This window comes from Micromonospora sp. NPDC049230 (assembly GCF_040647875.1).
Classification (GTDB): domain Bacteria; phylum Actinomycetota; class Actinomycetes; order Mycobacteriales; family Micromonosporaceae; genus Micromonospora.
Genome location: NZ_JBEZCZ010000034.1, coordinates 58,160 through 84,887, shown reverse-complemented (window position 1 = coordinate 84,887; position 26,728 = coordinate 58,160). Strand labels below are relative to the sequence as shown.

Annotated in this window: 31 protein-coding genes and 2 pseudogenes; 19 read left to right on the top strand and 14 right to left on the bottom strand. The window is 72.4% G+C overall.

The genetic code is table 11. The features are described 5' to 3' along the window. The first annotated feature begins 306 nt into the window (after nt 1-306). On the top strand, nt 307-1,005 hold the full coding sequence (locus AB0A95_RS25395; RefSeq protein WP_357558247.1) for a uridine kinase: 699 nt from the start codon (nt 307-309) through the stop codon (nt 1,003-1,005). An 80-nt stretch (nt 1,006-1,085) separates the two neighbouring features. Here AB0A95_RS25395 and AB0A95_RS25390 read toward each other — a convergent pair whose 3' ends face one another. From AB0A95_RS25390 to hemC, 5 genes and pseudogenes are all read right to left on the bottom strand, one after another. Beyond that, on the bottom strand, nt 1,086-1,772 hold the full coding sequence (locus tag AB0A95_RS25390; RefSeq protein WP_357558246.1) for a Type 1 glutamine amidotransferase-like domain-containing protein: 687 nt from the start codon (nt 1,770-1,772) through the stop codon (nt 1,086-1,088). A gap of 82 nt (nt 1,773-1,854) precedes the next feature. Continuing rightward, nucleotides 1,855-2,345: pseudogene (locus AB0A95_RS25385) on the bottom strand (dihydrofolate reductase family protein); the annotation flags it as partial. Nucleotides 2,346-2,402: 57 nt separating this feature from the next. Then, nucleotides 2,403-2,591 (bottom strand): annotated as a pseudogene (locus AB0A95_RS25380) (AraC family transcriptional regulator); the annotation flags it as partial. 140 nt (nt 2,592-2,731) lie between these two features. Then, complete coding sequence (locus AB0A95_RS25375; protein ID WP_357558245.1) at nt 2,732-3,199, bottom strand: HNH endonuclease; 468 nt, start codon at nt 3,197-3,199, stop codon at nt 2,732-2,734. Nucleotides 3,200-3,213: 14 nt separating this feature from the next. Beyond that, nucleotides 3,214-4,143, bottom strand: a complete 930-nt coding sequence (gene hemC / locus AB0A95_RS25370; RefSeq protein ID WP_357558244.1) for a hydroxymethylbilane synthase — start codon at nt 4,141-4,143, stop codon at nt 3,214-3,216. 87 nt (nt 4,144-4,230) lie between these two features. Here hemC and AB0A95_RS25365 point away from each other — a divergent pair, with 87 nt between their 5' ends. Next, nucleotides 4,231-4,800 (top strand): NUDIX hydrolase, encoded by a 570-nt coding sequence (locus AB0A95_RS25365; RefSeq protein WP_357558243.1) that lies wholly within the window; start codon nt 4,231-4,233, stop codon nt 4,798-4,800. Nucleotides 4,801-4,880: 80 nt separating this feature from the next. On the opposite strand, the gene AB0A95_RS25360 is transcribed toward AB0A95_RS25365, so the two are convergent. Then, the gene (locus AB0A95_RS25360) at nt 4,881-5,621 is read right to left on the bottom strand and encodes an SDR family oxidoreductase (protein WP_357558242.1); all 741 of its coding nucleotides are present in this window, start codon (nt 5,619-5,621) and stop codon (nt 4,881-4,883) included. A gap of 151 nt (nt 5,622-5,772) precedes the next feature. After that, entirely contained in the window at nt 5,773-6,567 is a 795-nt protein-coding gene (locus tag AB0A95_RS25355; protein ID WP_357558241.1) for an SDR family oxidoreductase, read from the bottom strand. A gap of 85 nt (nt 6,568-6,652) precedes the next feature. Here AB0A95_RS25355 and AB0A95_RS25350 point away from each other — a divergent pair, with 85 nt between their 5' ends. Both AB0A95_RS25350 and AB0A95_RS25345 read left to right on the top strand, forming a co-directional pair. Next, nucleotides 6,653-7,504, top strand: coding sequence for a helix-turn-helix transcriptional regulator (locus AB0A95_RS25350; RefSeq protein WP_357558240.1), 852 nt, complete (start codon nt 6,653-6,655; stop codon nt 7,502-7,504). A gap of 56 nt (nt 7,505-7,560) precedes the next feature. Beyond that, nucleotides 7,561-8,043: an Rrf2 family transcriptional regulator gene (locus tag AB0A95_RS25345; RefSeq protein ID WP_357558239.1), complete on the top strand. Its 483-nt coding sequence runs from the start codon at nt 7,561-7,563 to the stop codon at nt 8,041-8,043. A 6-nt stretch (nt 8,044-8,049) separates the two neighbouring features. On the opposite strand, the gene AB0A95_RS25340 is transcribed toward AB0A95_RS25345, so the two are convergent. Next, nucleotides 8,050-9,603 carry a glycosyltransferase family 39 protein gene (locus AB0A95_RS25340; protein WP_357558238.1) on the bottom strand — a complete coding sequence of 518 codons (1,554 nt, stop codon included), beginning with the start codon at nt 9,601-9,603 and terminating at the stop codon, nt 8,050-8,052. Between the two features lie 122 nt (nt 9,604-9,725). On the opposite strand from AB0A95_RS25340, the gene AB0A95_RS25335 reads away from it, so the two are divergent. From AB0A95_RS25335 to AB0A95_RS25325, 3 genes are read left to right on the top strand one after another with little or no spacing between them, the layout of a single operon-like run. Continuing rightward, complete coding sequence (locus AB0A95_RS25335; RefSeq protein ID WP_357558237.1) at nt 9,726-10,757, top strand: aldo/keto reductase; 1,032 nt, start codon at nt 9,726-9,728, stop codon at nt 10,755-10,757. Next, the gene (locus AB0A95_RS25330; protein ID WP_357558236.1) at nt 10,754-11,260 is read left to right on the top strand and encodes a DUF664 domain-containing protein; all 507 of its coding nucleotides are present in this window, start codon (nt 10,754-10,756) and stop codon (nt 11,258-11,260) included. Before AB0A95_RS25335 ends, AB0A95_RS25330 begins: the two co-directional genes overlap by 4 nt. 22 nt (nt 11,261-11,282) lie before the next feature. After that, nucleotides 11,283-11,870: a GNAT family N-acetyltransferase gene (locus tag AB0A95_RS25325; protein ID WP_357558235.1), complete on the top strand. Its 588-nt coding sequence runs from the start codon at nt 11,283-11,285 to the stop codon at nt 11,868-11,870. Nucleotides 11,871-11,898: 28 nt separating this feature from the next. Here AB0A95_RS25325 and AB0A95_RS25320 read toward each other — a convergent pair whose 3' ends face one another. The 4 genes from AB0A95_RS25320 to AB0A95_RS25305 all read right to left on the bottom strand — a co-directional run bounded on the left by AB0A95_RS25320 (nt 11,899) and on the right by AB0A95_RS25305 (nt 14,266). Further along, a complete protein-coding gene (locus AB0A95_RS25320; RefSeq protein WP_357558256.1) occupies nt 11,899-12,630 on the bottom strand; it encodes an NAD(P)-binding domain-containing protein in 732 nt (243 codons plus the stop codon). Between the two features lie 70 nt (nt 12,631-12,700). Further along, nucleotides 12,701-13,618, bottom strand: a complete 918-nt coding sequence (locus tag AB0A95_RS25315) for an SDR family NAD(P)-dependent oxidoreductase (RefSeq protein WP_357558234.1) — start codon at nt 13,616-13,618, stop codon at nt 12,701-12,703. A 109-nt stretch (nt 13,619-13,727) separates the two neighbouring features. Next, nucleotides 13,728-13,973, bottom strand: a complete 246-nt coding sequence (locus AB0A95_RS25310; RefSeq protein ID WP_357558233.1) for a flavin reductase — start codon at nt 13,971-13,973, stop codon at nt 13,728-13,730. Continuing rightward, nucleotides 13,973-14,266, bottom strand: a complete 294-nt coding sequence (locus AB0A95_RS25305) for a hypothetical protein (protein WP_357558232.1) — start codon at nt 14,264-14,266, stop codon at nt 13,973-13,975. The genes AB0A95_RS25310 and AB0A95_RS25305 overlap by 1 nt, the downstream gene beginning before the upstream one ends. A 156-nt stretch (nt 14,267-14,422) precedes the next feature. Between AB0A95_RS25305 and AB0A95_RS25300 the strand changes: the two genes are divergently transcribed. The 9 genes from AB0A95_RS25300 (at nt 14,423) to AB0A95_RS25260 (ending at nt 21,208) form a co-directional block, all read left to right on the top strand. After that, nucleotides 14,423-15,190, top strand: coding sequence for a DUF5753 domain-containing protein (locus AB0A95_RS25300; protein ID WP_357558231.1), 768 nt, complete (start codon nt 14,423-14,425; stop codon nt 15,188-15,190). After that, complete coding sequence (locus AB0A95_RS25295) at nt 15,181-15,372, top strand: DUF397 domain-containing protein (protein ID WP_357558230.1); 192 nt, start codon at nt 15,181-15,183, stop codon at nt 15,370-15,372. Before AB0A95_RS25300 ends, AB0A95_RS25295 begins: the two co-directional genes overlap by 10 nt. A 240-nt stretch (nt 15,373-15,612) precedes the next feature. Next, nucleotides 15,613-16,128 (top strand): DUF2087 domain-containing protein, encoded by a 516-nt coding sequence (locus tag AB0A95_RS25290; protein ID WP_357558229.1) that lies wholly within the window; start codon nt 15,613-15,615, stop codon nt 16,126-16,128. Nucleotides 16,129-16,180: 52 nt separating this feature from the next. Further along, nucleotides 16,181-16,657, top strand: coding sequence for a MarR family transcriptional regulator (locus AB0A95_RS25285; RefSeq protein ID WP_357558228.1), 477 nt, complete (start codon nt 16,181-16,183; stop codon nt 16,655-16,657). A 76-nt stretch (nt 16,658-16,733) separates the two neighbouring features. Then, nucleotides 16,734-17,147, top strand: coding sequence for a DUF6069 family protein (locus AB0A95_RS25280; protein WP_357558227.1), 414 nt, complete (start codon nt 16,734-16,736; stop codon nt 17,145-17,147). Nucleotides 17,148-17,400: 253 nt separating this feature from the next. Next, nucleotides 17,401-19,089 (top strand): ABC-F family ATP-binding cassette domain-containing protein, encoded by a 1,689-nt coding sequence (locus AB0A95_RS25275; protein ID WP_357558226.1) that lies wholly within the window; start codon nt 17,401-17,403, stop codon nt 19,087-19,089. 36 nt (nt 19,090-19,125) lie between these two features. Beyond that, nucleotides 19,126-19,614, top strand: coding sequence for a GNAT family N-acetyltransferase (locus AB0A95_RS25270; protein WP_357558255.1), 489 nt, complete (start codon nt 19,126-19,128; stop codon nt 19,612-19,614). A 102-nt stretch (nt 19,615-19,716) separates the two neighbouring features. Then, nucleotides 19,717-20,142, top strand: coding sequence for an Hsp20/alpha crystallin family protein (locus tag AB0A95_RS25265; RefSeq protein WP_357558254.1), 426 nt, complete (start codon nt 19,717-19,719; stop codon nt 20,140-20,142). Between the two features lie 67 nt (nt 20,143-20,209). Next, complete coding sequence (locus AB0A95_RS25260; RefSeq protein ID WP_357558225.1) at nt 20,210-21,208, top strand: tyrosine-type recombinase/integrase; 999 nt, start codon at nt 20,210-20,212, stop codon at nt 21,206-21,208. 95 nt (nt 21,209-21,303) lie between these two features. Here AB0A95_RS25260 and AB0A95_RS25255 read toward each other — a convergent pair whose 3' ends face one another. Further along, nucleotides 21,304-23,007 carry an acyl-CoA dehydrogenase family protein gene (locus AB0A95_RS25255; protein ID WP_357558224.1) on the bottom strand — a complete coding sequence of 568 codons (1,704 nt, stop codon included), beginning with the start codon at nt 23,005-23,007 and terminating at the stop codon, nt 21,304-21,306. A 195-nt stretch (nt 23,008-23,202) separates the two neighbouring features. On the opposite strand from AB0A95_RS25255, the gene AB0A95_RS25250 reads away from it, so the two are divergent. Genes AB0A95_RS25250 through AB0A95_RS25240 form a run of 3 tightly spaced genes read left to right on the top strand, consistent with a single transcriptional unit; the run spans nt 23,203 to nt 26,004 of the window. Then, the gene (locus AB0A95_RS25250; RefSeq protein WP_357558253.1) at nt 23,203-23,613 is read left to right on the top strand and encodes a hypothetical protein; all 411 of its coding nucleotides are present in this window, start codon (nt 23,203-23,205) and stop codon (nt 23,611-23,613) included. Then, entirely contained in the window at nt 23,600-24,793 is a 1,194-nt protein-coding gene (locus AB0A95_RS25245) for a low temperature requirement protein A (protein ID WP_357558223.1), read from the top strand. Before AB0A95_RS25250 ends, AB0A95_RS25245 begins: the two co-directional genes overlap by 14 nt. Further along, the gene (locus AB0A95_RS25240) at nt 24,790-26,004 is read left to right on the top strand and encodes a low temperature requirement protein A (protein ID WP_357558222.1); all 1,215 of its coding nucleotides are present in this window, start codon (nt 24,790-24,792) and stop codon (nt 26,002-26,004) included. Before AB0A95_RS25245 ends, AB0A95_RS25240 begins: the two co-directional genes overlap by 4 nt. Here AB0A95_RS25240 and AB0A95_RS25235 read toward each other — a convergent pair. Beyond that, the gene (locus tag AB0A95_RS25235) at nt 25,971-26,579 is read right to left on the bottom strand and encodes a thymidine kinase (RefSeq protein ID WP_357558252.1); all 609 of its coding nucleotides are present in this window, start codon (nt 26,577-26,579) and stop codon (nt 25,971-25,973) included. The two genes, AB0A95_RS25240 and AB0A95_RS25235, sit on opposite strands and share 34 nt — an antisense overlap. Nucleotides 26,580-26,728: the final 149 nt, after the last annotated feature.

Here is a 26,728-nt window from a genome sequence, read left to right as displayed (position 1 = left end):
CTAGACAGCTCCACTCCACAACCGGAGGCCTTCACCTACCTACGACATCAGATCGTGTCGTCACACAACCTCGACCAACCTCCCTGGACAGCACAGCTAGATCGTCATTACTGGTTTGTCGGTAACAATAATCCGATAAATAGACCCCGCAAAAGGGGCGAAACCGACGTGCATCATAATGACAGTTCTTGTGCGTAATGAATCAGTCTGGTGTGGCACCGGGCAGGTTGGCGCGTTGTCCTGCCCCGATAGACGTGAGGCGAGGCGTCGGGGCAGAACGACGTCCGATGTGTTGAGCTTCCGGTCATGGATGGACGAACGGGCGTGGGCGTCGTGCGGGGGCAGGTGCTTGACGATGTCGCCGACCTGGTTCCGACGTTCCCCGCGCCGCGGCGCGTACGGGTGGCCGTCGACGGGGTCGATGGGGTGGGCAAGTCGACGTTCGCCGGCGAGTTGGCCGCGTTGCTGAGCGGCCGGGGACGCGCTGTCGTGCACGTTTCGGCGGACGACTTTCATCACCGCCGGGCTGTGCGGCACCGCCGGGGCCGGGATTCGCCGGAAGGCTTCTGGCTCGACAGCTACGACTACGACGCCCTCGTCCACAACGTGCTGGAGCCGTTCGGTCCCGGGGGCTCAGGCCGTTACCGTCCTGCCGCCCACGATCTTCGGACCGACGGGGTCCTGGATCTCGCGTGGCGGACCGCGGAGCCCGGCGCGGTACTCATCGTCGACGGGCTGTTCCTGCACCGTGACGAGCTTGTGGAGTTCTGGGACTTCTCCGTCTTCCTCGACGCGCCGTTCGCGGTCACCGTGGCCCGGATGGCCGGACGCGACGGCTCGCACCCGGATCCCGACCATCCCAGCGTCGGCCGCTATGTCGGCGGCCAGCGGCTGTACTTCGCCGCCTGCGCGCCACACGAACGCGCGGACGTCGTCGTCGACAACCAGGATGTGACCCGACCGGTCCTCACCAAGGTCGACATCGGCCGACAAGGGTCGAGATGAGGGAGAACGGGCCGACCCGCACCGGCCCACGTCTCTCCGGCCGACTGCGGTGATCGTGGTGTGGACCCGCCCTGCGGCGGTCAGGGGTTGATCAGTTTCCAGTCTCCTTCGGAGACGACCTCAACTGTGCCATCGGCCACCTTGATGGCGGTGTTGTCGTCGATGGCGTAGGTCGGGACCGGGATTCCGGACGCCCACTTCTGGATGGTGGGCAGGTCGGTGTCCTCCATGTCCGGATGATTGAGATGGGGGTACAGCGTGAAATCCACGAGCCCCAGCGCCCGGTCGGCATCCTGCGCCATGTCGCTGCCGTCGGGGACGAAGGCAAGGTCGAAGTCGGCGTCGCAGTTGTACGGGGTGACCGCGATGCTTCCGGCGCTGACCCCCACGTAGACCGTGTCACTCAGCGACGGCAGGAGATCGGCCAGGCCCGACTGGCGCAGCCAGTAGGTCAGGTACAGCACGTCGCCGCCCCAGACCAGGAGGGCATCGGCCTCCCGGACCGCCGGGACCCAGTTCTCTTCCCGAATGGTCGGCAGCGCGGTGAGCTCCAGAATCCCCAGGGATTTCCAACCGAGTTGGGACAGCGGGATCGAAGCCCGGCCGTGGATCGCCTTCCACGCCCTCTCGGCTCCGCCGGGGAAGGGGTAGACACCGGTGGGGACGAACAGGGCCGTGGCCTCGGCGATCGGCTTGCCCAACAGGTCGACGAGCGCGTCGGAGATGCTCGGGTTGCAGATGCCCGACGACGTGAGAAGAAACTTCATCAATCCACTCTCCTGAAGCCACCACCTGCCCGTGAGAACCAGCATGCCCGGTCGCTAACCCGAGCGACACCTCGCTGGATCATCAGCGGGCGGCCGTCCGCACCCGATAGCGCAGGTGCAGCACCCGGTTGCCCGGGATCACCACGTCCGGATCCTCCAACAGGTGCCGCGCGTCGACCGACCCGAAGTAGCGCTTGCCGGACCCGAACACGACGGGTACGACGTCCATGCGTACCTCGTCGACCAGGCCCGCGGCAAGCGTCTGACCACCGACGTCGCCAGCGGCGACCTCGACGATGCGGTCACCCGCCAGCTCCTGCGCCTTGGCCGCGGCGGCCTCGACGCCGTCGACGAAGTGAAACGGCGCCTCGGGGTCCCAGCCCTCGGGCTGCGGCCGGTGCGTCACGACGACCACGTGGTCGATTCCGCTCGGCGGCTTCCCGTCCCAGCCGTCGGTCATGTCGAAGACGTGACGGCCGGCGATCGTGACTCCGATCTGGTCCCAGTATGGCCGGGTGTAGTCGTAGGACGCCTGCGACACCGTCAACGGCCGCTGTCGTCCAACGGGACGTCAGACAGGTCGGCCGCGGGCATCGGCAGGAACGGCGCCAGCCCCCACGGCTTGAAGTGCACGCCGACGGACCGGGTCCAGGGTGGGTAGCCGAACTCCCACGCGCGGGTGGGCATGGTGACCACGCAGCCGTCGGCGTAGTCGGCCGTCTCGACGGCGGCGCCACCCCGAATGCGGAAGGGCGCTCCGAGGTTGACGATGAGCAACGCCGACGGCGGCGGCAGCATCAGCCGGGCGTACGGCGGCACACCCGCCAGGTAGTAGAGGTCGTCGATCAGCCCGTCCAGCGGCGGTCGCGGCACTCTGGACACGTACTCCACGCCCACAGCATCGCCGACACGCCGCCGGCACCGCGCGGCGGCACGGGCCCGCCTCGGACACGGCGCGGTCAGCCCGCCTGCCGCCCGTGGGCGGCCCGGGCCGCGGCGGCCTCGGCGGACTGGCGCGCGCGCCACCTCTTCTGGGCCTCGCTGTTACACACTCGACATACCCTGCGGTATCGACCGCTCGTGGGGTCGGGCTCCCGCTCGTGTCCGTTGCGGCAGAGCGGCTGCTGGGCGCGCTCGCGGCAGGTCTCGGCGTGGGTCACCTGTCGCAGGTGGGTGGGTTCGATGCAGTCCGGCGTGCCACAGAGGTGGCGCACGTCCAACTCGGGGTCGTAACCACCAACGAAGACGACGTAGGCCGCGATGTGCGCCCACGCCCTCCCGCCGATCTTCTGGTGCACGCCTCGCTGGCTGCCGTAGCCGCGCACGATCAGGCAGCCGTCGTCCCGGCGCACCGAACGTTCGATGAGGTACGCGCGCAGGGTCTCCTCGGTGAAGTGTCGGGACAGACCCGTCAGCTGCGACAGCATCCCGCCAGGTTAGGTCAGGCGGGCAGTTCGAGGAGGTCACGGGCGCCCTGCCGGAGCAGGGCCGCGGCGACCGAGGTGCCGAGGGTGATCGGGTCCGCCGCCCACTCGTGCACGTCGAGCACCGTCTTGCCGTCCAGGCTGATCACCCGTGCCCGCAGGCCGAGGCGGCCATCCGGTTCGGTGCGGGCGAGCGCGGCGATGGGGGAGTGGCAGTTGCCCTGCAAGATGTGCAGCATGGTCCGTTCGGCCACGGTCTCCTGCTGTGCCCGCGGGTCGCCGAGGCTGGCGGCCAGGTCACGGGTGCGGGTGTCGTCGTCGCGGCACTGAAGGACCAGGGTGCCGGAGCCGACGGCGGGGACCATCGTGTCGACGTCGATCGGGTGGGTGATCCGAGCGGCCTGGCCGATGCGTCGCAGCCCGGAGACCGCGAGCAGCAGCGCGTCGTAGGTGTCGCCGGCGTCGAGTTTGGCCAGTCGGCTGTTCGCGTTGCCGCGGATGGGCACCGGCGTCAGGTGCGGCCAGTGCAGGGCCAACTGGGCGACCCGTCGTACCGCGGAGGTGCCGATCCGGGTGCCGGCGGGCAGGTGCTCGATCGGCAGGCCGGACGGGTGTACCAGGCAGTCCCGGACGTCGTCGCGGGCCAGGTAGGCGGCCATCACCGTCCCGGCTGGTGCCGGTCGGTCCCCGGGGACGTCCTTGACGCAGTGCACGACCAGGTCGACGTGCCCGGCGAGCAGCGCGGCGTCCACCTCCTTGGTGAACGCGCCCTTGCCGCCCAGCGCGGCCAGGTCGCCGTGCCATCGGTCGCCGCTTGTGGACATCGACAGCACCTCGACGGAGAGGTGGGGGTGCCGGTCGGTGAGCATCGCGCGGACCCGTTCGACCTGGGCCAGCGCCATCGGGGAGTTGCGGGTACCGATGCGCAGCAGGCGGGAATCCGGCATACCGGCGAGGGTAGTCCTGCCCGGGGGGTAACGGGCGGGCCGGTCGGCCGGTCGACAGCAGTGGCCGTTTGACGCGATCGACACGGCGTGGAGTTGCCGGCCCGGCGTCCGGTGCTCGTCCTCGGCGAGTGGGAGAGCACGTTTCCCCTCAACTGCGGGATCCTGGTCACTGTGACCACACAACGGCTCCGGGTCGCCGCGTACGCGGTGTGTCTGCGCGACGAAGGTCTGCTGCTCGCCCGCTGGGTGTCGCCCGACGGGGCGCGGCGGCACTGGACGCTGCCCGGCGGCGGGGTCGAGCACACCGAGGATCCGTTCGACGCCGTCGTGCGCGAGGTCGCCGAGGAGACGGGGTACGAGGCGCGGGTCGAGCAACTGCTCGGTGTGCACTCGCGGACCAGGCAGGTGCAGTCCTACGACGACTCGGGCGAGGTCGAGCTGCACATGGTGGCGGTCTTCTACCGGGCCGGGATCGTCGGCGGTGAGCTTCGGCCCGAGACGGGTGGTTCGACCGACCTGGCGCAGTGGGTTCCGCTGGCGCAGGTCGTGACGTTGGAGCGTTCCGTCGTCGTCGACGTCGGTCTGGAGCTGCACCGCAGCGCGCCACCCACCGGGCACCTGGAGCCGATCCACACGACCGGCCTGCTGCGGCACTGACCGGCCGGTGTTCCCGACGGCCGACGAGCGGCCATGCCCGTACGCCGCCGCGGCGGCGTACGGGCCGGTGAAAACCTTCCTCAGCTCTGGCGGTCGAGCCACTCCCGGTAGGCGGTGGGTGCGATGACGGCGTCGTCGGCGGCGATGAGGGCCGCACCGGGTGCGGCGGCGAACATGCCGGCGCTGTCGTCGGTGGTGACGGTGCGCTTGTCACCGCGTGCGGCCAGCGTGATCCGTCCCAGTTCGTCGAGGGTGAAGACGTCGGGGCCGGCGACGTTGCGGACACCGCGCAGGGGTGCGCCCATGCTGACCTCGGCGACGGCCTGCGCCACGTCGGCGGCGGCCATCGGCTGTACGGGCGTGCGGGGCAGCCGGACTGTGGTGTCGTCGGCCGTCCAGGACAGGATCGCCTCGACGAACTCGAAGAACTGGGTGGCGCGGACGATCGAGTACGGGACGGGACCGGCCTTGAGGATGTCCTCCTGGAGGACCTTGGCGCGGTAGTAGGCCAGGTCGGGCACCTGGTCGACGCCGACGATGGAGAGCACCACCGCGTGACCGACGCCCGCGTGGGCGGCCGCGGCCAGGAGGTTGTCCATTGTCGTCTGGAAGAAGGCGGGGGAGGCGTCGTCGAAGGTCGGCGAGTTCGCCAGGTTGACGACGACCTTGGCGCCGGTGAGTGCGTCGGCCAGGCCCTGCCCGGTGAGCAGGTCCACCCCTGTGGAGAGCGAGAGTGGCACCGCGTCGTGCCCGGCCGTCTGCAAGATCTTGACGACCTGTGACCCGATGAGGCCGGTCCCGCCCAGTACGGCGATCTTCATGCCCATGCACCTTCCCGTGACTGTGTTGTCGTTCGTCCGGTCGCTGGCGCTCCAGCTAATACTCGGATTCTTTCTGTCCGAGTAACTATATCCGGATAGAAGGAGTCCGAGTATTGCGGGGTGCGTGTGTCAGCTCACCGCGCCGCCGCGCTCAGGCGCCGGCGCCGCCGTCGACCGGCACTATCGCGCCGGTCACCATCGAGGCGCGGTCGCTGAGCAGCCAGGCGGCGGCCTCGGCGACCTCGCGGGGCTCGGCCATCCGGCCGAGCGGAGTCGCGGCGCTGCTGGCCTCGATGACGCCGGGGCTTGTCGCCTCCCACTCCTGCATCATCTCGGTGAGGGTGCCGCCGGGGGTGATGCCGTTGACCCGGATGCCGTCGGGTGCCCAGGTCACCGCGGCGGTCTCGGTGATGCTGTTGAGCGCGCGCTTCATGGCGCCGTAGGCGGGCAGGACGGGGTTCGCGCGGCGGCTGCCGATGCTGGAGGTGTTGACGATCGCCCCGCCGCCGTTGCGGCGCATCAGCGCGGCCTCGGCGTTCATGGCGGTCCAGTGGGCGAGGAAGTTGACGGCGAACTGTTCCTCGATGTCCTCGTCGCTGGTGGTGTGCAGCGGGCCGACCTGCCGCTGGACGACCCCACCGTTGTTGAAGGCGCCATCGAGCCGCCCGTGCAGCTGGTCGACCCGGTCGACGGCGGCACGGATGCTCGCCCGGTCGGCCAGGTCCAGGGCGACAGCGTCGGCGACACCGCCGCCGGCGCGGATCTCGGCCACGATGACGCCCAGGGCGCTGGTGCTGCGGGAGGCGAGCACGACGGCCGCGCCCTCCGCGGCGAAGAGTCGGCCGGCGGCCGCGCCGATGCCGCGGCTGGCGCCGGTGATGAGGATGACCTTGCCGGTGAGCAGGCCACCGGGCCTGCTGTCTGCGATGTGCGTGTTGTCCGTCATGACGACATCATTCGACGGGATCCCGGCCGGATGCAGGCACAGGTTGTACCACGATCCGCTGCCGTGGCCCGCGCATACTTGGCGCATGGACAAGCAGGAACTCGGGGCGTTCCTCCGCAGTCGCCGCGAGCGGCTGCGCCCGCAGGACGTCGGCCTCCCGTCCGGCCCGCGACGCCGGACGCCGGGTCTGCGCCGCGAGGAGGTGGCGGTCCTCGCGCACATCTCCACGGAGTACTACGTCCGACTCGAACAGGGCAGGGCACCACGGCCGTCGGGTGACGTACTGGCGGGGATCGCCGGCGCGCTGCGGCTCACCGACGCCGAGTCCGGCCACCTGCACGTCCTCGCGGGCACCGCGCCGAGCCGTACCGGACTGCACAGGCGTGACGTCCGCCCCAGCATCCGCACCCTGCTTGAGCGGCTACCGCAGACGGCTGGCTTCGTGCTGTCCGCCGCGTTCGAGATCCTGGCCTGGAACGACCTCGCCGCCGCGCTCATGGAGGACTTCGCCGCGCTCGCACCCGAGGACCGCAACCTCGCCCGCCGGGCCTTCCCCGGGCCGCAGCACCCCGGCGCGAGGCTGTACGGGGTGTCCGACGCCGCCGAGTTCCGGCTCGCCGTCGTGATGCGGCTGCACGCCACCCTCGCCCGCTACCCGACCGATCCCGAGATCACCGGCCTCGTCGACGACCTCCTTGCCACCGATCCCGACTTCGCCCGGCTCTGGCAACGGCGCGACGTGCAGGCCCCGCCGATGCTCACCAAGACCTTCCGCCACCCGACCGTCGGGGAGGTCACCGTCGACTGCGACACCCTCACCCTCACCGACCGGGACCAGTACCTGGTGCTCTTCACCGCACCGCCGCAGTCCCCCGGGGCCGAGGCGCTGGCCCTCCTGAACGTCCTGGGCGCGCAGGCCAGCAGCTATGTGCGGTAGCGCCGCCGTCGGCCGCTGGTCGAGATCAACTGCCGCACCCCGACTAGGGTGACGACATGAAGATGTCCGGCGGGGTCGAGTGGGCCCTGCACTGCTGCGTGGTGCTGACGGCCAGCCACACGCCCGTCTCGGCGGCCAAGCTGGCGCAACTGCACGACGTCTCCGGCAGCTACCTCGCCAAGCAGCTCCAGGCCCTGGCCCGCGCCGGCCTGGTCCACTCCGTGCAGGGCAAGTCGGGCGGCTACGTGCTGACCCGCGCACCGGAGAGCATCACCCTGCTCGACGTGGTCCGGGCCATCGACGGCCCCGGCCCGACCTTCGTCTGCACCGAGATCCGCCAGCGTGGCCCGTTCGCGACGCCCGCCGACGCCTGCACCACGCCGTGCCCGGTCGCCCGCGCCATGTGGGCGGCCGAGGACGCGTGGCGTCAGGCGCTCGCCGCCGTCACGGTCGCCGACCTCGCCGGCGACGTCGACGCCACCTCCGGCCCCGAGGCCCTGGCCGGCATCCAGGCCTGGTTGACAAGCGGCACGGGCTGAGCACGCTCAGCCCGTGTGGCGTACCTCGCTGTGCCAGATCTGCGCCCATGGACGCCGCAGCCCTCGGCACACGTGGATCGGGCCGTCGTTCTCGTCGTTTTCCACCTCGACCCGCTGGTCCACCCGCCCGGCGAGGGTGCACTCGTCGAACCAGGCGGTCAGCGGGTCGGGACGCTCCCACCCGACCGCGATGACCACGTCCGCGTTGGCTGGCGGCTGACCGAAGTCGGCCATGCTGTTGTGCCCCGAGTAGGCCCGGGGCAGCTCACGGGTCGGACCGTAGCGGGCCAGCGCGCCGGCCTCGCCGTAGTTGTCGGTCAGGACGACCGCCCGGGAGCGCTCCTCGGGCGCCAGCCCACGATGGACGGCGGCGACCGAGTCGGCGAACGCCGGCCAGCCGATCGTCTCACCGGCGTCGTAGTTGACGTCGACCACGAAACCGGGCAGCCGCTCGGCCGGCAGCACCGGCAGCAGCAGCACGATGGTGGGCAGCAGCAACGGCACCGCGCCGAGCGCGAGCAGCCCCCGACGCAGCCGCACCGACCCGCGCGACGCCCACGCGACTGTCACCACCGCGCCGGCGGCGGTGAGCACCAGCAGCAGCGGCGCGTCGTAGTAACCCTTGCCGCCGGCGACCACCACGATGCCGAACACGACCAGCCAGGCCCAGGCCACCGCCCGGTAGGCCCGCCAGGCCGGGCGGCGCAGCAGCGCGACGAGGCCGGCGATCCAGATGGGTACGGCGTACGGGCTGATGATGACGAACTGGAGGGTGAGCGCGTCGAGGCGGCCACTGTAGGAGCTGTCACCGTCGGAGATGGAGGCGGCAACGCCGAGCTGCGGGAAGCCGTGCGCCGCCTGCCAGATCAGGTTGGGTGCGGCCAGCAGCACGGCGATCCCGGCGGCGGCGAGCACCCACCTGTCGCGCAGCAGCCGACGGGGCCCGGCGATGAGCACGCCGGCGATCAGCCCCACGGCCAGGAGCGCGGGCAGCAGCTTGCTGAGCATGCCCACGCCGAGCGCCAGCCCGATGCCCAGCGCCCAGCGGCTGTCGCCGGAGCGCAGCAACCGCACCGCGCCCCACGCCGCGACCAGCCAGACCAGCAGGTCGACGGTGGTGGTGCTGAGCAGGTGCCCGCTGGCGAGCACGATGCCGGACAGCGCGGCCAACACCGCCGCGCAGGTCTGCGCGCCGGGACCGGCGCCCAGTTCGCGGGCGATGGCGGCGACCAGTAGGACCGCCCCGCCGGCCAGCAACGCCGACGGGGTCCGCAGGATCACCAGGTTGCCCGGCGCGATCGTGTCCAGGAGGCGGGCCAGCGCCGGGACCAGCGGGCCCTGGTCGACGTAGCCCCAGTCGAGGTGTCGGCCGGCGAGCAGGAAGTACAACTCGTCGCGGTGATAGCCGTAGCGGCCGGCGAGCAGCAGCAGGAGCACACTCGTCGCCAGGGCCACCAGCCACGGCCCGCGCGTGGGCGCACCGGGCTCCGGTGGCAGCGTCGACGGTGCCGTCCCGGCTGGACGCTGCGGCCGGTCGGTGTCGATCGCGGGCTCGCTCATTGGCACATGATGACGGGCAGGCCTGTCGCGCGGGTGCCCGTGACAGGCTCCGGCGGCCTCCCCGTGCAGGTGGGTGAGCCGGGTGCGAAGATCGGCTTCTGGACTCGGACCGAAAGGACGATATGCGCTATCGCACTCTGGGCGGCACCGGCACTGTGGTGTCGACCCTGTGTCTGGGCACCATGACCTTCGGTGCGGAGACCGACGAGGCCGGCAGCTTCGCCCAACTGGACCGGTTCGTCGAGGCCGGGGGCACCTTCCTGGACACCGCCGACGTCTACTCCACGGGTGTCTCCGAGAGCATCGTCGGGCGCTGGCTGCGGGCCCGGCCCGACCTGCGCGACCGACTGGTGATCGCCACGAAGGGCCGCTTCCCGATGGGGCCGGGGGCGAACGACGCCGGCCTGTCCCGGGTGCACCTCACCCGCGCCCTGGACGCCAGCCTGCGACGGCTCGGCGTCGAGGCCGTCGACCTCTACCAGGCGCACGCCTGGGACCCGCTCACCCCACTGCCGGAGACACTGCGGTTCTTCGACGACGCGGTGCGCGCCGGCAAGATCCGCTACGCGGGGGTCAGCAACTTCACCGGTTGGCAGTTGCAGAAGGCCGCCCTGCTCACCCAGCACCTCAACCTCACCCCGATCGTGACCCTGCAACCGCAGTACAACCTGCTGGCCCGGGAGATCGAGTTCGAGCTGGTGCCGGTCTGCGAGAACGAGGGCATCGGCATCCTGCCGTGGTCGCCGTTGGGTGGTGGCTGGCTGACCGGCAAGTACCAGCGCGACAGCACGCCCACCGGCGCGACCCGGCTCGGGGAGAACCCGCAGCGCGGCGTCGAGGCGTACGCCGGTCGTAACGCCGAGGAGCGCACCTGGCGGGTGCTCGACGCGGTCGGCCGGGTCGCCAGGGAACGCGGCGTGTCCATGTCGGCGGTGTCGTTGGCCTGGCTGGCGGCCCGGCCGGCGGTCACCTCGGTGATCCTCGGCGCGCGCACCACCGAGCAGCTCGACGACAACCTGACCGCCGCGGACCTGGTCCTCGACGCCGAGCAGATGCGGTTGCTGGACGAGGCGAGCGCCCCGCTCGTGGGCGACTACCCCTACGGCGGGGCGGGTGTGCGCCAGCGTGCCCGCGACCTGCCGACCGCGCCATGATCGCCTTCCCCGAACCCACCGCCCCGGCGGGCAGCCGCACCGAGGTCTTCCTGCGCTACCTGGACTACTTCCGCGAGTCCGTGGTGGCCAAGGTGTCGGCGCTGGCCGAGGCGGAGCTGCGGCGCAGCCGGCTGCCGTCCGGCTGGACCCCGCTGGAGTTGCTCACGCATCTGCGGCACGTCGAGCTGCGCTGGATCGAGTGGGGTTTCCAGGGTCGGGACGTCGCGCAGCCGTGGGGTGACCGTCGCGACGACCGCTGGTACGTCGCCCCCGACCAGACCCGCGCGGATCTGGTGGCGGCGCTGCGGGCGCAGGGCGCGCACACCACGGCGGTGGTGACGGCGCACGACCTGGCGGAGGTCGGTGCGCCGGGGCCGCGCTGGAACGGCGCGGACCCGGCGTCGCTGGAGCGGGTGCTGTTGCACCTGGTGCAGGAGTACGCCCGCCACCTCGGTCACCTCGACGTGGTCGCCGAGCTGGCCGGCGGCCCGACCGGAGAGTGAGGCCCCGGCTCGATAATGGGGCATGCCGCTGCTCGTCGCGCCCGCCCTGCCCGCCGGGAGTCTCGCCGCCCAGGAGCAACCCCACCTTCCGGTACGCCCCGGGCTGACGCTGCGGCCGTGGCACGCCGCCGACGCCACGGCCGTCCGGGTCGCCTTCGACTGTCCGGTTATCCAGCGGTGGCACGTGCGCCGCTTCGACGGCGACGACGAGGCGCGGGCCTGGACGGGGCAGTGGGCGGGCCGCTGGCACGCCGAGACGGCGGCCAGTTGGGCGGTCGTCGACGCCGACGATCAGCCGATCGGGCAGGTGGGTCTCCGGGCCCTGCTGCTGGCCGAGGCGTCGGCGCAGGTGTCGTACTGGCTGCTGCCCGGCGCGCGTGGCCGGGGGGTCGCGACCGACGCGCTGGCGACACTGACCCGGTGGAGCTTCACGCGGGCCGGCCTGCACCGGTTGGCACTGGAGCACTCGACCGCCAACGTGGCGTCCTGCCGGGTGGCCACCCGTGCCGGCTTCGGCGTGGAGGGCGTGGCCCGCGCCTCGGTGCGCCACGTCGACGGCTGGCACGACATGCACCTGCACGCGCGGTTGGCTCAGGGGTCCGTCTCGTAGCTCCTGGTTCGCGGGTGCGCGGCACCGGTCACGCCGTTGGGCTGCCAGCGACGATTCCGACCGCCTCGACGAGCCCGTTCGCGCCGGCCAGGCTGCGGTCGTGCAGCTCGCTCGGGTCGACCCCGCGTGCGCAAACCGCGTCGGCGAAGTGCTCGATGTCCTTGCGCGTCAGCGGCTGCATGTGCGGGGCGATGTCGGGAGTGATCTCGGTGTTCAACGCCCCGAGCATGAAACTCGCCCCGCTGCTCGCCGAGATGGCCTCGACCAGCGGTCCGATCTTCACGTCCAGTTGGGCGGCGATTCGCAGCATGTCTGCCGCGTTCTTGAGGTTGCTCATTGTCATCGAGTTGTTCAGCAGCTTCGTCAACTGGCCGGTTCCGGAGCCGCCCATGTGGAGCACCGTCCGGGAGAAGGTCTCGAAGATCGGCACGCAGCGGTCGTACGCGTCGTGCTCCCCGCCCACGGACGTGGTCAGTGTCCGCGCCTTGGCGCCGGGCCCGCCGCCGCTCACCGGTGCGTCGAGGAACGGGATGCCGCCCGCCGCGAAGCGGTCGGCGAGCGCGGTACTCTCGCCCGGGTCGCCGGTGCCGTGGTTGACCACCACAGTGCCGCCGCGCAGCCCCTGCCGAAGCTGCTGGTTGTCCAGCAGGTCATGGATGTCGCCATCGTCGCGCAGGCACAGCAGGAGCACGTCGACCGCCCCGGCGAGGGCCGCGACGCTCTCGTGCGTCGTGTACGTGTAGCCGCTGAGCGCCTCCAGCGACTGCGGACGATCGTCATTGCCTGTTCCCTTCTCCTGGGGTCGACGGCCGCGCCGGGGCCGGGTGTTCTCAGTTGAGGAGCCCGAGGGCGACGTCCCACAGCCGTTGCGCGTTGGCCGGATCGAGGGCGTACCGGGCGACGCCCGCGTAGTTCGCAGGCATCTCGTCGACCACCGGGGCCTCGGTGACGTCCTCGAAGTAGCGCCCGCCGACGCCGTCGACAAGCGGCGAACCGGCCAGCAGGGCGGTGGTCGCGGCCCCCTGCTGCGGGGTCTTGTGCTGTTCCTTGGGCGTACGCAGCCCGCCGGTGTGCTTCTGGAGGCCTGTCGCGATGGCGCCGGGGTTCAGCGCGTTGGCGTAGATGCCCGCACCGGACCAGCGTCGGGTCGCCTCGACGGCGAGCAGCACCTCCGCGGTCTTGGACTGCCCGTAGGCGAGGAACGGGTCGTACGGGCGGAATCGGAAGTGCAGGTCGTCGAAGATGACGGGGGAGAACAGGTGCCCGCTGGAGGCGACCGAGACGACGCGTGCGCCACCGGCGGCGGCCAACGCGTCGTGCAGCCCGAGGGTCAGCGCGAAGTGGCCCAGGTAGTTGGTGGCGAACTGCATCTCCCAGCCCTCGGGGGTGCGCTGGAGGTGCGGCAGCGCCATGATCCCGGCGTTGTTCACCAGGATGTGCAGGGGCTGCTCCCATCCGTCGACGAACCTGCGCACCGACCCCTGGTCGGCCAGGTCGAGTTCCCGTGCGCTGATGTCGGTGTTTCCCGTTGTCGCCGTGATGTCCGCGATGGCCGTCTCGGCGACGCTGGTGCGGCGCACGGCCAGCACGACCTCGGCGCCCGCGCCGGCGAGGGCGCGAGCGGTCTCCACACCGATGCCGCCCGCGCCGCCGGTGATGATCGCGCGCTTGCCGCTCAGGTCGACGCCGGCGAGCACCTCGGCCGCGGTGGAGCTGAACCCGAACGGAGTCTCGATGCGCTGTGCCATGTGTCCCATTCCTCTCGTCGTGCCTGGTGACCCACTCTTCCCGCCTCCCAGGGATTCAGGCGTGGTCCCCCTTTTCCTGGTAGTCGCAGGGCCAGGCTCGCGCCGGTGGCTAGCGGGCCTCGGCCCAGCCGACGAAACGCGGGGTCAGGTCGGGCAGCGCGACGCCCGGGTTGAGCGCGGTGAGGTCGGCTTCGGCTGCCTGCTGCACCGTCGCCAGGTGAGCCAACAGGCCCGGCCGGTCCTCGCGGTACTCGCCGAGCAGGCGCAGCTTCGCGGCCGAGCACGGCCACAGGATGCCGCAGACCGGGCAGCGCCACGACGGGCGCAGCGGAGAGTGCTGCCGGCGTACGGGCATCAGACGACCCCCACGGGCCCGGTGCGCCGGATCGGCGTGGGCGGGCGGGTCTCGTTGGCCCGACGGGGGGCCCGAAACTGCACCTGCACGCCGTTGCGCCGCACGTACAGCTCGCGCCGTGCGATCGCTTCGCCCTTCGGGTTCAGCTCGTAGGCGTCCAGCCAGAACCAGCCGTCGTAGGTGTGCCGGTCGGGTAGCTCCCGGATGACCCGCACGACGATCGGGTCGCGGAACTGCACGCTCGCGGCGGTGGTCAACCGGACCACGTCGCCGGCCCGCAGGGTGTCGGTCATCGCCGTCCCTCCGGCTGCCTCGGCTCTGCTCGCTCGTCTGGCATCGCTCTCCCCTCTCGCACCGTCCACACAACACCTTGCCCAGGGTCGTCGGACAATCACACAGCGTTGTGTAATCTCCTGTGGACGGCTGATTTGCTCCAGAGGAGAGATGGCATGAACCACGCCTTTGTCAGTGCGCTCGCCGCCGCGGGGCACACCGCCGAGAGTCTCGCCGGTCGTGTCGGCGTGCACCCGAAGACCGTCGCGAGATGGGCGAACCCGGGCCACATTCCCCAGAGCAGGCACCGCTCGACGGTGGCGGAGCTGCTGGCAAAGGACTCCGACACGCTCTGGCCGGACGTGGTCCGCCGTCGCGAACCGGTGTGGTTCCGGCCGTGGGTCGATCTCGAACGCGAGGCGGTGACGTTGCGGTCGTTCGAACTGGCCTGGGTGCCCGGCCTGTTGCAGACGGAGGCGTACGCGCGGGCGACCCTGGCGGGCGGGGTGCTGACACCGGACGCGGTAGCCGAGTTCACCGAGGCGCGGATGGCCCGCCAGGCGATCCTCGGCCGCGAGGGCGGGCCACTGCTGATCGCCGTGCTCGACGAGGGGGTGCTGCGGCGACGCGTCGGCGACGACCGCGCCCTGATGGCGGCGCAGCTCGCCCGGCTGATCGAGCATGCCGAGTCAGACTGCGTCCAACTGCACATCGTCCCGGCCGACGCGCCCAGCTACCCGGGGCTGGACGGCCCCTTCACCATCGCCGACATGCCGGACGGGTCGCGGGTCGCGCACGTCGACGGCCCGGCCCAGGCGCAGATCCTCGATCAGGCATCGGAGCTTGTTAAGCTCGAACGACGGTGGGAGCGTATTCGCGGAGAGGCACTGCCCCGAGGGCGTTCCTTGGATCTTCTGAGAGAAGCGGCAGCATCATGGACATGAGCGGTGCGCGGTGGCGTAAGAGCACCAAGAGCGGCGGCAACGGCGGCAACTGTGTCGAGGTCGCCGACAACCTCCCCGGCGTGGTCCTCGTGCGGGACACGAAGGATCGCGACGGTGCCACGCTGACCTTCAGCCCCCAGGCGTGGCGTGGCTTCGTCGCCATGACCCGGGCCGCCGGCTGACCAACCTTCACCGCACAAAGGCTCCCGACACTGGTCGGGGGCCTTTTGCGTGAGCCCGACCGGCACCACGCCGGCGGGTTCGGCCGGTTGCGGGGCCCGTCGACCAGGTCAGCCAGCGGCGCCCGAGCCGGTCGCCGCAGCCGGCGGCCGAGCAGCCGGCGGCCGAGCAGCCACGTGCCGACCGGGCGGGTCGGAAAAACGCCTGGCGGTCCGCGTACCACTGATGCGAGGGTGACCGGCGTGACTGCGCATGCTCTGGCCGGTGCACTGGCCGACGACGGACGGCGACGGATCTTCGCGGCGATCGTGCTGGGTGCGACAAGCGCGGCGCTTGTCGCCGAGCGGACCGACCTGCCGGCGCGGGTCGTGCTCACCGGGGTCCGCCGGCTCGCCGACGCGGGCCTGGTCACCGGCGCGGACGGCGCGCTCGCGGCCGACGAGGCGTCGTTGCGGGCCGCCGCCCGCGACAGCCGCCCGGCCGACGACACCGACCCGACCGCCGATCCGGTGCTGCGGACCTTCCTGCGCGGAGACGTCCTGGTGGGCCTGCCGGCGCAGCCGAAACGGCGGCGCGTGCTGCTCACCCACATCGCCGAGCGGTCGTTCGCGCCGGGCACCCGCTATCCGGAGCGGGCCGTCGACGAGGCGCTCAAGGCGTGGTGCGCGGCGGGTGGGTCGGACCACGCCACGCTGCGTCGGTATCTCGTCGACGAGCGGTTGCTCACCCGCGAGCACGGCATCTACCAGCGGGCCTGATCGTCCACGGCGCAAACCGTCTGGTCGCGGAGGATCTTGCTAGCCTCGGCGCATGACCTCCTGCACGCCCGCCGACGGCCCACCGGATCTGCTGTTCCTGCTGTCCTGGGCCAGCCACGCGTTGCAGACCGAGCATGCCGCCGGGCTGGCCGAGCTGGGCATCTCGCCGCGAGCCCACTACGTGCTGGCGCAGGCGCACACCGGCGAGCTGACCCAGCGGGAGATCGGCGAGCGGTGCGGCGTGGACAAGACCACGATGGTCGTCACGCTCGACCAGTTGGAGCGGGCCGGGCTGGCCGAGCGCCGTCCGGCGCCGACGGACAGGCGGGCCCGCCTGGTCGTGGTGACACCGGCGGGGGAGCAGGTCCTGCAACGGGCGCGGCAGGTGGTCCGGCGCATTCAGGACGACCTGCTCGCGACCCTGCCCGCGCAGGACCGGGAGGCGTTCCTGCGCGCCCTGCTGGCGTTGGTGAACGGCCCGCTGGCCCATACCTCCCCCTACGCGCCGGGCGCTCGCTCCGGCTGTTAGTTCCGAGAAAGATAGTTCCGAACAAGACTATCTGCTACGGTCTTACTCGTTCGCTTCCCCTGAACGAGGAGCCGTCATGAGCGCTACCGCCGTCACGACCCCCACCACCTCGACCCTGCGTCGCCGCGCCCTCGGCGTCACCGCCGCCGTGGTGGCCGCCCTGGCCATCTGGGCGATCGGCGCGCTCGCCGGGGTCGACTACACCGTCGAGAGCCCGGGTCAACCCGCCACCGACATCGGGGCGGGCGCGGTTCTCGTGGTCGCCCTGGGCGCCGCCCTGCTCGGCTGGGCGGCGCTGGCCCTGCTGGAACGCCTCGCCCCACGGGTCGCCCGACCGGTCTGGATCTCCCTCGCCGTGGTGCTGACGGCGGTGTCCCTCGTCCCCCTCTTCGGCGTCGAGGCCACCGGCGGCGCCAAGCTGACCCTCGGCGCGACACACCTGGCCGTGGCGGTCCCCCTGATCGCCCTGCTGCCCCGCCCTCGCCGCTGACGGCACCCGACGCGCTGGATTGTCTGCGCCCACCCCAGCCCTGCGGGGCGACGGGGTGGGCGCAAACCGTGTGGTCGGGGCACCGCGAGGTTGCTAGCATCGCCGTCATGGCACGAGGTGTCTGGTCGCAGAAGGTCCGCTCCGCCCGCTGACGGCGGCGCTCTTCCCTCTGCTGAATCCGCGCTCGCCGTCCCGGTTCCCGCCGGGCGGCCACTGGCTGCTGCCCGGCTCAATCGCGAGCTGCGGAGCACCGTTGAACCTCACACCACACCCCGAACCTCTCTCCCCGCCCATCGAGGCCGGCGGCAACGCGCACGTGCGCGCCACCGGCATCACCGTCACCCGCGGGTCCCGTCGCGTCCTGCGGGACGTGTCGGTCACCGTCTCCGCCCGGTCACGAGTCGCGGTCGTCGGCGAGAACGGTCGCGGCAAGACGACGTTGCTGCACGTCCTCGCCGGGCTGATCACACCGGACGCCGGCACCGTGCGGCGGGCCGGCACAATCGGCCTGGCCCGCCAGGAACTGCCCGCGCGCGACGGCGAGACCGTCGGCACCCTGACGTCCGAGGCGCTGACCGCATCACTGTCGGCCCTCGCGGCGCTGGATGAGGCAGCCTTCGCGGTCGCCGGGGGTGATCCGGTCGCCGGGGACCGCTACGCCGCCGCGCTCGACGAGGCCACCCGGCTCGACGCGTGGGACGCCGAACGCCGCGTCGACGTGGCGCTGGAGGCCCTCGACGCCTGCCCGGACCGCGACCGCCCCCTGGCGACGCTGTCGGTCGGCCAGCGCTACCGGGTGCGACTGGCGTGCCTGCTCGGCGCGCGACACGATGTGCTGCTGCTCGACGAGCCCACCAACCACCTCGACGCCGACGGCCTGGACTTCCTGACCCGCCGGCTGCGCGATCACCCCGGCGGCCTCGCCATCGTCAGCCACGACCGGGCGTTGCTGCGCGACGTCGCGGACCGGTTCCTCGACCTCGACCCGACCCGCGACGACACGCCGCGGCTGCACGCCGGGGGCTACGACGCCTGGCAGGACGCGCGGCGTCGCGAGCGGGAGCGCTGGCAGCAGGAGTACGAGGAGCAGCAGGCCGAGCATCGCCGACTACAGGACGCGGTGTCGGCGGCCCGCGACCGGCTCTCCACCGGGTGGCGGCCGGACAAGGGGACCGGCAAACACCAGCGCCAGTCCCGCGCGCCGGGCGTCGTGCAGGCTCTCCACCGGCAGCAGGACGCACTCCGGGCGCACCGGATCGACGTGCCGGAACCGCCGCCGGCATTGCGGTTGCCGGACCCGGGTGTGCGGCCCGGGGCACCGCAGGTGCGTGCGCGGGGCATCGCCGTGCGCGGGCGCCTTGCCGGCCCGGTCGACCTCAGCATCGACGGCGGCGACCGGCTGCTCGTCACCGGACCCAACGGCGCTGGGAAGTCCACACTGCTCGCGGTGCTGGCCGGCGCCCTCGAACCCACCGACGGTCACGCCTGGACGGCGCGGGAGGCCCGCATCGCCCGGCTCACCCAGGAGACCGCCGAGCAGGCCCCCGAACTCGACGCCGACGAGGTGTACACCCGTCAGGTGGGCTCGCTCGTCGCCCGCGGGGTGCTCTCCGACGCGGACGCCGTACCGCTCGCGGCGCTTGGTCTGCTGGACTCCGCCGCGATGCGGACACCGGTGGGGCGGATGTCGCAGGGGCAGCAGCGCCGCCTCGACCTGGCGTTGGCACTGGCCGGGCGGCCCACGCTGATCCTGCTCGACGAACCGACCAACCACCTGTCGTCGAGGATGGCCGACGAGCTGACCGCCGCGATCCGCGACACGGACGCGGCCGTCGTCATCGCCACCCACGACCGGCAACTACTGCGGGACCTGTCCGACTGGCCGCGCCTGCGGATCGGCGAGTCGTCGACACCGGGCGCGCGAGCCCAGGCGACCGGATAAAACCGTTGACCGGGCGGTCATGATCAGCAGGTGACCATGATCGCCCGGTCCGCCTGGGCAACCACCGCCGCCCGGCCCGACCACCCCGACGCCGTGCTGCTGTTGCGCGAGTACATGACCGAGATGGTGGTTCGCTATCACCGTCGCCCGGCTCTGCCCGGCGAGGTCGAACGGGCTCTGGCCGAGTTGCCCAGCGACGACCTGACCGCGCCCACCGGGCTGCTCCTGCTCGCCCACCGCGGCGACGAGGTGGCCGGCTGCGCCGGCCTGCGCTGGCAGCCCGGCTGGGCCGAGCTGACCCGGGTGTTCATCCGACCCGCTCATCGGGGCGAGGGTGGCGGTGCCGCGCTGCTGGCCGCCGCCGAGCAGCGGGCCGAGGCGGCCGGCGCGGACCGGATTCGGCTCGACACCCGCGCCGACCTGGTCGAGGCCCGCGCCCTGTACGCCCGGCACGGCTACACCGAGATCCCGGCGTACTCGCACGGCCCCTACGCCGAGCACTGGTTCGAGAAGCGACTGCGATGAGCGGTTGACGCCGGCCAGCGGATGCGTTAAATAAGAAGAGGAAGTTGAGTCACCCCGGCTCAACTCATCACCTTCGGCCCGGAGAACCGAGGAGGCATGACCATGTTGATGCGTACCGACCCCTTCCGCGAGATCGACCGACTCGCCGACCAGTTCTTCGGTACGGCGGCCCGTCCCGCGACGATGCACCTGGACGCCTACCGCGACGGCGACCACTTCTACGCGGCGTTCGACCTACCCGGCGTCGACCCGGACACCATCGACTGCACCGTCGAGCGCAACGTGCTCACCGTCCGCGCCGAGCGTCGCCGGCCCACCGGTGACGGCGTCGAGTTGGTCGCCGCCGAACGCCCGATGGGCACCTTCACCCGGCGGCTGTTCCTGGGCGACACCCTGGACACCGACAAGCTGGAAGCTGGTTACGAGCACGGGGTGCTGACGTTGCGCATCCCGGTCGCCGAGCGCGCCAAGCCGCGCCGCGTGACCATCAGCTCCAACGGCGACGGGCGCCGGCAGATCAACGCCTGATCACGGTGACGGGTGGGATCGGCGCGCCTGCGCGCTGATCCCACCCGAGGCTGAGAGCCTTTTTCACATGGCGATCTCCGACGCTCCGGTGCTGACCCGCCCGTCCGCGCCACCCGCGCTGCCGAGCGGGCCGATCGAGGTCACCGAGGCGTGGCTGCGTAACCGGCGGCTGTCCGAGCACACCCGCGACGCCTACCGCCGCGACGTCACCGGCTGGCTGCGCTGGTGCGCCAGTCGCGACCTGGACCCGCTGCGGGTCACATTCCTGCACGTCAACGAGTACGCCCGAGCGCTGGAGTCCACAATCGGCGCCCGCAGCGGCCGGCCGCTGACCCCGGCCACCGTGGCCCGTCGGCTCTCCGCGCTGTCCAGCTGGTACGACTTCCTCGTCAAGCTCGGCGGCGTGGCGGCCAACCCGGTCTCCGGAGTCGACAGGCCCCGCGTCGACCGGGACCACTCCGCGACCATCGGGCTCACCCCGGAGGAGGTGGACGCGCTGCTCGGCGCCGCCGACGCCGACACCGGCCCGACCGCCGCCCGCAACCGGGCCGCGCTCGCGCTCCTGGCCGACCTGGGCCTTCGGGTCGGGGAGCTGATCTCGCTGGACCTGACCGACCTCGGCACCGAACGCGGGCACCGCAGCGTGCGCTTCGTCGGCAAGGGCGGCAAACAACGCCGCCGCGCCCTCACCCCCGGCACCGGGTACGCGGTGGACGCCTACCTGGCCCAGCGGGCCGCCGCCACCGGCGTGCCGGTGCCACAGTTGACCGGCCCACTGCTGGTCACCGCCAGCGGCGCCCGACTGGACCGGCACTCGGTGTTCCGGATGGTCCGCCGGCTCGCCCGCGCCGCCGGCATCCCGGCCTGGGCGAAGCTGTCCCCGCACTCGCTGCGGCACGCCTTCGCCACCACCGCCCGCTCCGAGGGCGTGCCGCTGGAAGACGTGCAGGACGCGATGGGTCACGCCGACCCGCGCACCACCCGCCGCTACGACCGCGACCGGCACAACCTCGACCGCGACCCGGCGTACGCGGTGTGGGCGGCCCGGTCCCGCCGCCGGGCCTGATCGCCACACGCTCGCTGCGCCGGTCAGTCGAGAACGTCCCTCGCGATGCTCGATCAGCACCGACATGGGCACCTGCCCGCGCTCGCCTCGGCCGCTCAGCAGAGCAGCTCCAGGTGGTGGTGGGCGTCCTCGGCGATCTCCTCGTGCCGCAGCCAGCGCCGCGCCCACAGCCGGGCCGCCAACTCCGCCTGCTCGTCACCCCACGCGGCGTGCTCGACGAGCAGCGCGGTGGTCAGCGCGTACGCCAGGCGCAGCGCCAGGCCACGGGCACCGGCCTGCACCGCCGCGGCGCTCGGGTCGGCGGTGACAGCGGTGATGGTGTCGCCCAGCTGCGCGGCGGCGGCGGCCAGGGTGTCGGCGAGCGCAGGTGACAGCGGTCGGGCCAGGTCGACGGCGGCGGCGAGCCGGCGCAGCACCGGTGCCCCGGCGTCCTCCCTGGTCAACGCGCGCAGCACGTCCAGGGCCAGCACGTTCGTGGTGCCCTCCCAGATCGGCAGGACCTGCGCGTCGCGCAGCAGCCGGGGCACGCCGGTGTCCTGCACGTAACCGGCCCCGCCGAAACTCTCCACGTACTCGCTGGCGGAGCTGACGGCGAGCCGGCCGGTGGCCAGCTTCGCCAACGGCGCCACGATGCGCAGCTCCGCCGTCGCCTCCGGGTCGGCGCCGACCTCGACCCGCCCGAGCAGCGCGAACGCGTGCCCGGCGAGGGCGAACGCGCCCGCCGCGTCGACCGCGAGGGTGCCCAGGGTGGCCCGGTGCAGCGGCGAGGACGCCAGCGGCCCGCCGGCGACGTGCCGCACCTCGGCGTACGCGCGGGCGTAGTCCAGTCCACGGCGCATCCCACCGGCCGCCGCGGCGGCGTTGTGCACCCGGGTCACCACGACCAGGGTCATCGCCCGCACCAGGCCGGGCACCGCCGGGTCGCCCAGCGGGAGCGCGTACGCGTCGCGCAGCCCGATCTCGGCGGTGGGCAGCGCGACAGTGCCGAGCTTGTCCTTGAGGCGGTGCACTGTGACACCCGACGCGGGCGCGCCCGGCGCCTCGCCGATGCTCAACGGCGAGTCGGCCGCGTAGCGGGGGACCAGGAACGGTGCGAGCACCCGGCTGCCCCGCCCGGCGCCCTCCGGTCGGGCCAGCGCCACCGCCATCGCCGCGTCGGCGGCGGAGCAGAACCACTTCTCCCCGGTCAGCCGCCAGGACCCGTCCGCCGCCGGTCGGCCGATGGTGCTGGAACGGCCCAGGTCGGAGCCGCCCTGCGACTCGGTCATCCACTGCCCGCTGGTGATCGCGGTGGCCGGGTCCGTGGAGATCAGCCGGGGCAGCCACGCGTCGCGGACCCCGGCGTCCACGTCGGGCGTGCTGAGCAGCGCCGCCGCCCCGTCGGCCATCGCCACCGGGCAGGAGAACGTCGCCGACTCCGGCCCGTACAGGTGCAGCAGGGCGTGCTGCACGACCCGCGCGGCGGCGCCCCAGGTGCCGCGCGCGTCCGGCAGGTAGGGCAGCGCGACCACGGCGTGTCGGGCGGCGGCGGCGCGCTGCGCCTGCCAGCCGGCGGAGGTGTCGATCCGGTCGATCCGCGCGCCCCACGGGTCGTAGCGGACCAGCGTCGGCGGGTGCGCCTCCGCGTCGGCGTGTGCCGCGCGCAGCGGCCCGGTGACGTCGGCGGCCAGGTCGGCGAGGCGGCCCTTCGCGGCGGCGTGCCCGGCCGGGCCGAGGTGGCGCTCCAGCCAGGACCGCAGCAGGCCGTCACCGGCGTACGGATCGACGGGAGGTGGTGGCGGCTGCACGAAGCGGCTCATCGATCGGCTCCTGGCACTGCTCGGGGGGTGTGCGCCGACCGTAGACGATCCGTGGCCGCTCCGAACAGGGCAGTCCCGCCCACCACCTACCGCCGATTTCCGACTTGTCACACTTCAGTGCGACCATGTTCTCTACGGTCGGTAGTCGTGGGTGCCGGCCAGACGTGGAGCCGACCGGCCCGGCGCAACCGCCCGATGCGCACCGGGCTGGCGTTCGCCGGGTTCGGTGTGGCGCTGTGCTGCGTCGGGGTGGCCGGGCTGGCCGCCTGGAACCTGCAGACCGTCCGGCAGGCCGCCGGCCCGATCCGGGAGACCGCCGACGACTTCCTCAGCGAGGTGGCGCTCGGCGACAGCGACCGCGCGTACGAGCGGCTCTGCGAGGACGCCCGCACCCGGTGGAGCGCGATCGGCTTCACCAGTTGGGTGCGGACACCGCCGATGGTCACCGACTACGAGATCACCGACGTGTCGGTCGCCACCCGCAGCGGACGCCCGCACGGGACGGTGACGGTGAAGGTGACCCGCGACGGCGGGCGCAGCGAGGAGCGCCGCCTACCGGTGGTCCGCGAGGACGGGGACTGGCGGGTGTGCGGTGACCCCTTCTGAACCACCGGTCGCCACCCCGGTACGCCCGCAGTTGTTGCGCCCGCGCACGGGGGTGCAGCCGACCACCTCGACGGAACTCTTCTTCGACCTGGTCTTCATCTTCTCCATCACCCAGTTGTCGCACTACCTGATCGCCCACCCGCACTGGCGGGGCGCCGCGCGTACCGCGCTGTTGTTGGCCCTGGTCTGGTTCGTCTGGGTCTACACCACCTGGCTGACCAACTGGTTGCAACCGGATCAGGGGCCGGTGCGCACGGTGCTGATCGGCGTGGCGTTGGGCAGCCTGTCGTTGTCGGCGGTGATCCCGCAGGCGTTCGCCGGCACCGGCCTGCTCTTCGCGGTGATCTACGTGGCCGTGCAGTTGGGCCGCACCGTGTTCGCGCTGTGGGCGGTGCGGGGCAGCCCGTGGCTGGTCGCCGGGTTCCAACAGTCGCTGCCGTGGATCACCGGGACGTCGGTGCTCGTGGTGCTCGGCGGCCTGGCCGGCGGGGTTGCCCGGGAGGCGTTGTGGGCGGCGGTGATCGTGATCGAGGTCGTCGGCCTGCTGATCGGTTACCCGCTGCCGGGGCGGGGTCGCAGCCGCCCGGAACGGTGGATGGTGGAGGGTGGACACCTGGCCGAACGGTGCGCGGCGTTCGTCCTGATCGCGTTGGGTGAGTCGATCCTGGTCACCGGCAGCACCCTCACGTCGCACGTGGACCTGGTGACCTGGGGGGCGTTCCTGCTGGCGTTCGCCGGTTCGGTGGCGTTGTGGTGGGTGTACTTCGCCCGGTCGGCCCCGGCCGCGACAGAGGTGATCGCGGGGGCGGGCGAGCGTACCGGCGCGTTGAGCCGGGTGGCGTTCAACTACCTGCACCCGGTGATCGTCGCCGGTGTGATCGTCGTGTCCGCCGGCGACGAGTCGCTGCTGCGCGGGCCCGGGGTGCCCGCCACCACCGTCGGCGCGCTGTTCGTCCTGGGTGGGCCGGCGTTGTTCCTGGCCGGGCACGCCGCGTACCAGGCGCTGCTGTGGCGACACCTGCCGACCAGCCGGATCACGGCGGTGCTGGTGCTGCTCGCGCTGGTGCCGGTCGGGGTGGGGCTGGGCCTGCCCGTCGCGGTGTGCGCCGCGTTGGCGTTGGCGGTGACCGTCGCCGTGATCGTGGCCGACCGGTCGCGGGTGCGGCGGGGTGTGCGGTGACCCGCTCGGGGCCGAACAGCCGTCCGCTGCACCCGCAGTTGCTGCGCCCGCGTCGTGGGGTGGAGCGGACCACCTCCACCGAGTTGTTCTTCGACCTGGTCTACGTCTTCACCATCACCCAGTTGTCGCACTACCTGAGCAGGGACCTCGGCTGGTCGGGCGCCGGCCGGACCGCCGTCCTGCTGGGCCTTGTGTGGTTGGTCTGGATCTACACCGTGTGGGCGGGCAACTGGCTGCACCCGGATCGGACCCCGGTGCGGGTCACCCTGCTGCTGGCGTCGCTGGGCTGCCTGCTGCTCGCCGCGGCGCTGCCTGGCGCCTTCGGCGACAACGGTCTGCTCTTCGCCGCGGCCTACGCGGCGGTGCAGGTGGGGCGGACGGTCTTCGCCATGTGGGCGATCCGCGGGCAACCCGGGCTGGGTGACAGTTTCCGCCAGTGCGTCGTCTGGGTTACCGCCACCAGCACGCTCGCGGTCGTCGGCGCGCTGGTGGACGCCCCGGCCCGGGAGGTGATCTGGATCGCGGTGATCGGCGTCGACGCCGTCGGGCTGGCGACCGGGTTTCCGGTGCCCGGGTTGGGGCGCAGCACCCCCGAGCACTGGGAGGTGGAGGGCGGGCACCTGGCCGAACGCTGCCAGGCGTTCATCCTCATCGCGCTGGGGGAGTCGATCCTGATCACCGGAAGGACGCTGACGCAGCAGCTGGACCGGGTGACGATCGTCGCCTTCCTGCTCGCCTTCGCGGGCTCGGCGGCCCTGTGGTGGGTGTACTTCGACCGGGCCCAGGCCGCCATGGTGGCGCTGGCCGGGGCGGGCAGGCGGGCCGGCCGGCTCTCGCGGTTGGTGTTCAACTACCTGCACCCGGTGATGGTGGCCGGCATCGTCGTCACGGCGGTCGGCGACGAACTCCTGCTGCACGCTCCCGGTGAACCGGTCGGCTGGGCGACCGCTCTGGTCGTGCTGGGCGGTCCCGCGCTGTTCCTGGCCGGGCACGCCGCGTACCAGTTCGCGCTCGGCGACGGCGGGAGCGTCGCTCGGGCCGTCGCGACTGTGGTGTTGCTCGCGCTGAGCGTGCCGGCGGTCGCGCTGCGGGTGCCACTCGCGGTGGCTGCCTCGGCCGCGCTGCTGATCACCGGCGCGGTGATCATGGCCGACTGGGTGTCGTCGCGGCGGGCCGCTCAGTCGCGGGGGCCGAGGTCGCCGCTGCGGTAGTGCCGGCGGCACAGCACCTGGTAGCGCACCTCGGCGGTGTCGACGGTGTCGCCGATGACGACCTGCGCGCCCTCGCGGACCACCCGCCCGTCGACGACGCGGGCGTTGAGCAGCCCCTCCCGGCCGCACCAGCAGAGCACCTCGACCTGGATGCGGGCCACCTGGTCGGCCAACTCGAACAGCCGTTGCGCGGCGGGGAACATCTGCGAGCGGAAGTCGGTGGCCAGGCCGAACGCGAACACGTCCACGTCGAAGCTGTCGACAAGCTCGGCCATCTGCTCGACGTGCTCGACGGTGTAGAAGCACGCCTCGTCGCAGATCAGGTAGTCGACGCGTACCCCGTCGGCCCACCGGCCGCGCACCAGGGCCCGCAGGTCCAGGTCGTCGGTGACCTCGATGGCCTCGTGGGCCAGGCCGATGCGGGTGGTGACCTGCGGGCCCAGCGACCTGTCGATGCGGGTGGTGACCAGTCCACGGCGGCCCTGCCGGGCGTGGTTGTAGTTCATCTGCAACGCCATCGTCGACTTGCCGCAGTCCATCGGCCCCCAGAAGAACTTCAACGCCGCGGCGTGCACCGGACGCCCGTCGAGCCCCCGCGCGGCCGCGCACCCGGCCGGTGCGTGCGGCTGGCCGGGGAACGGGTGAGCCAGGCAGGTCGGAGCGGTGGCGGCGTCGTCTGTCACGGTCGGGCAGCCTAGCCGATCGGCCGAGGCCGATCTGTCGG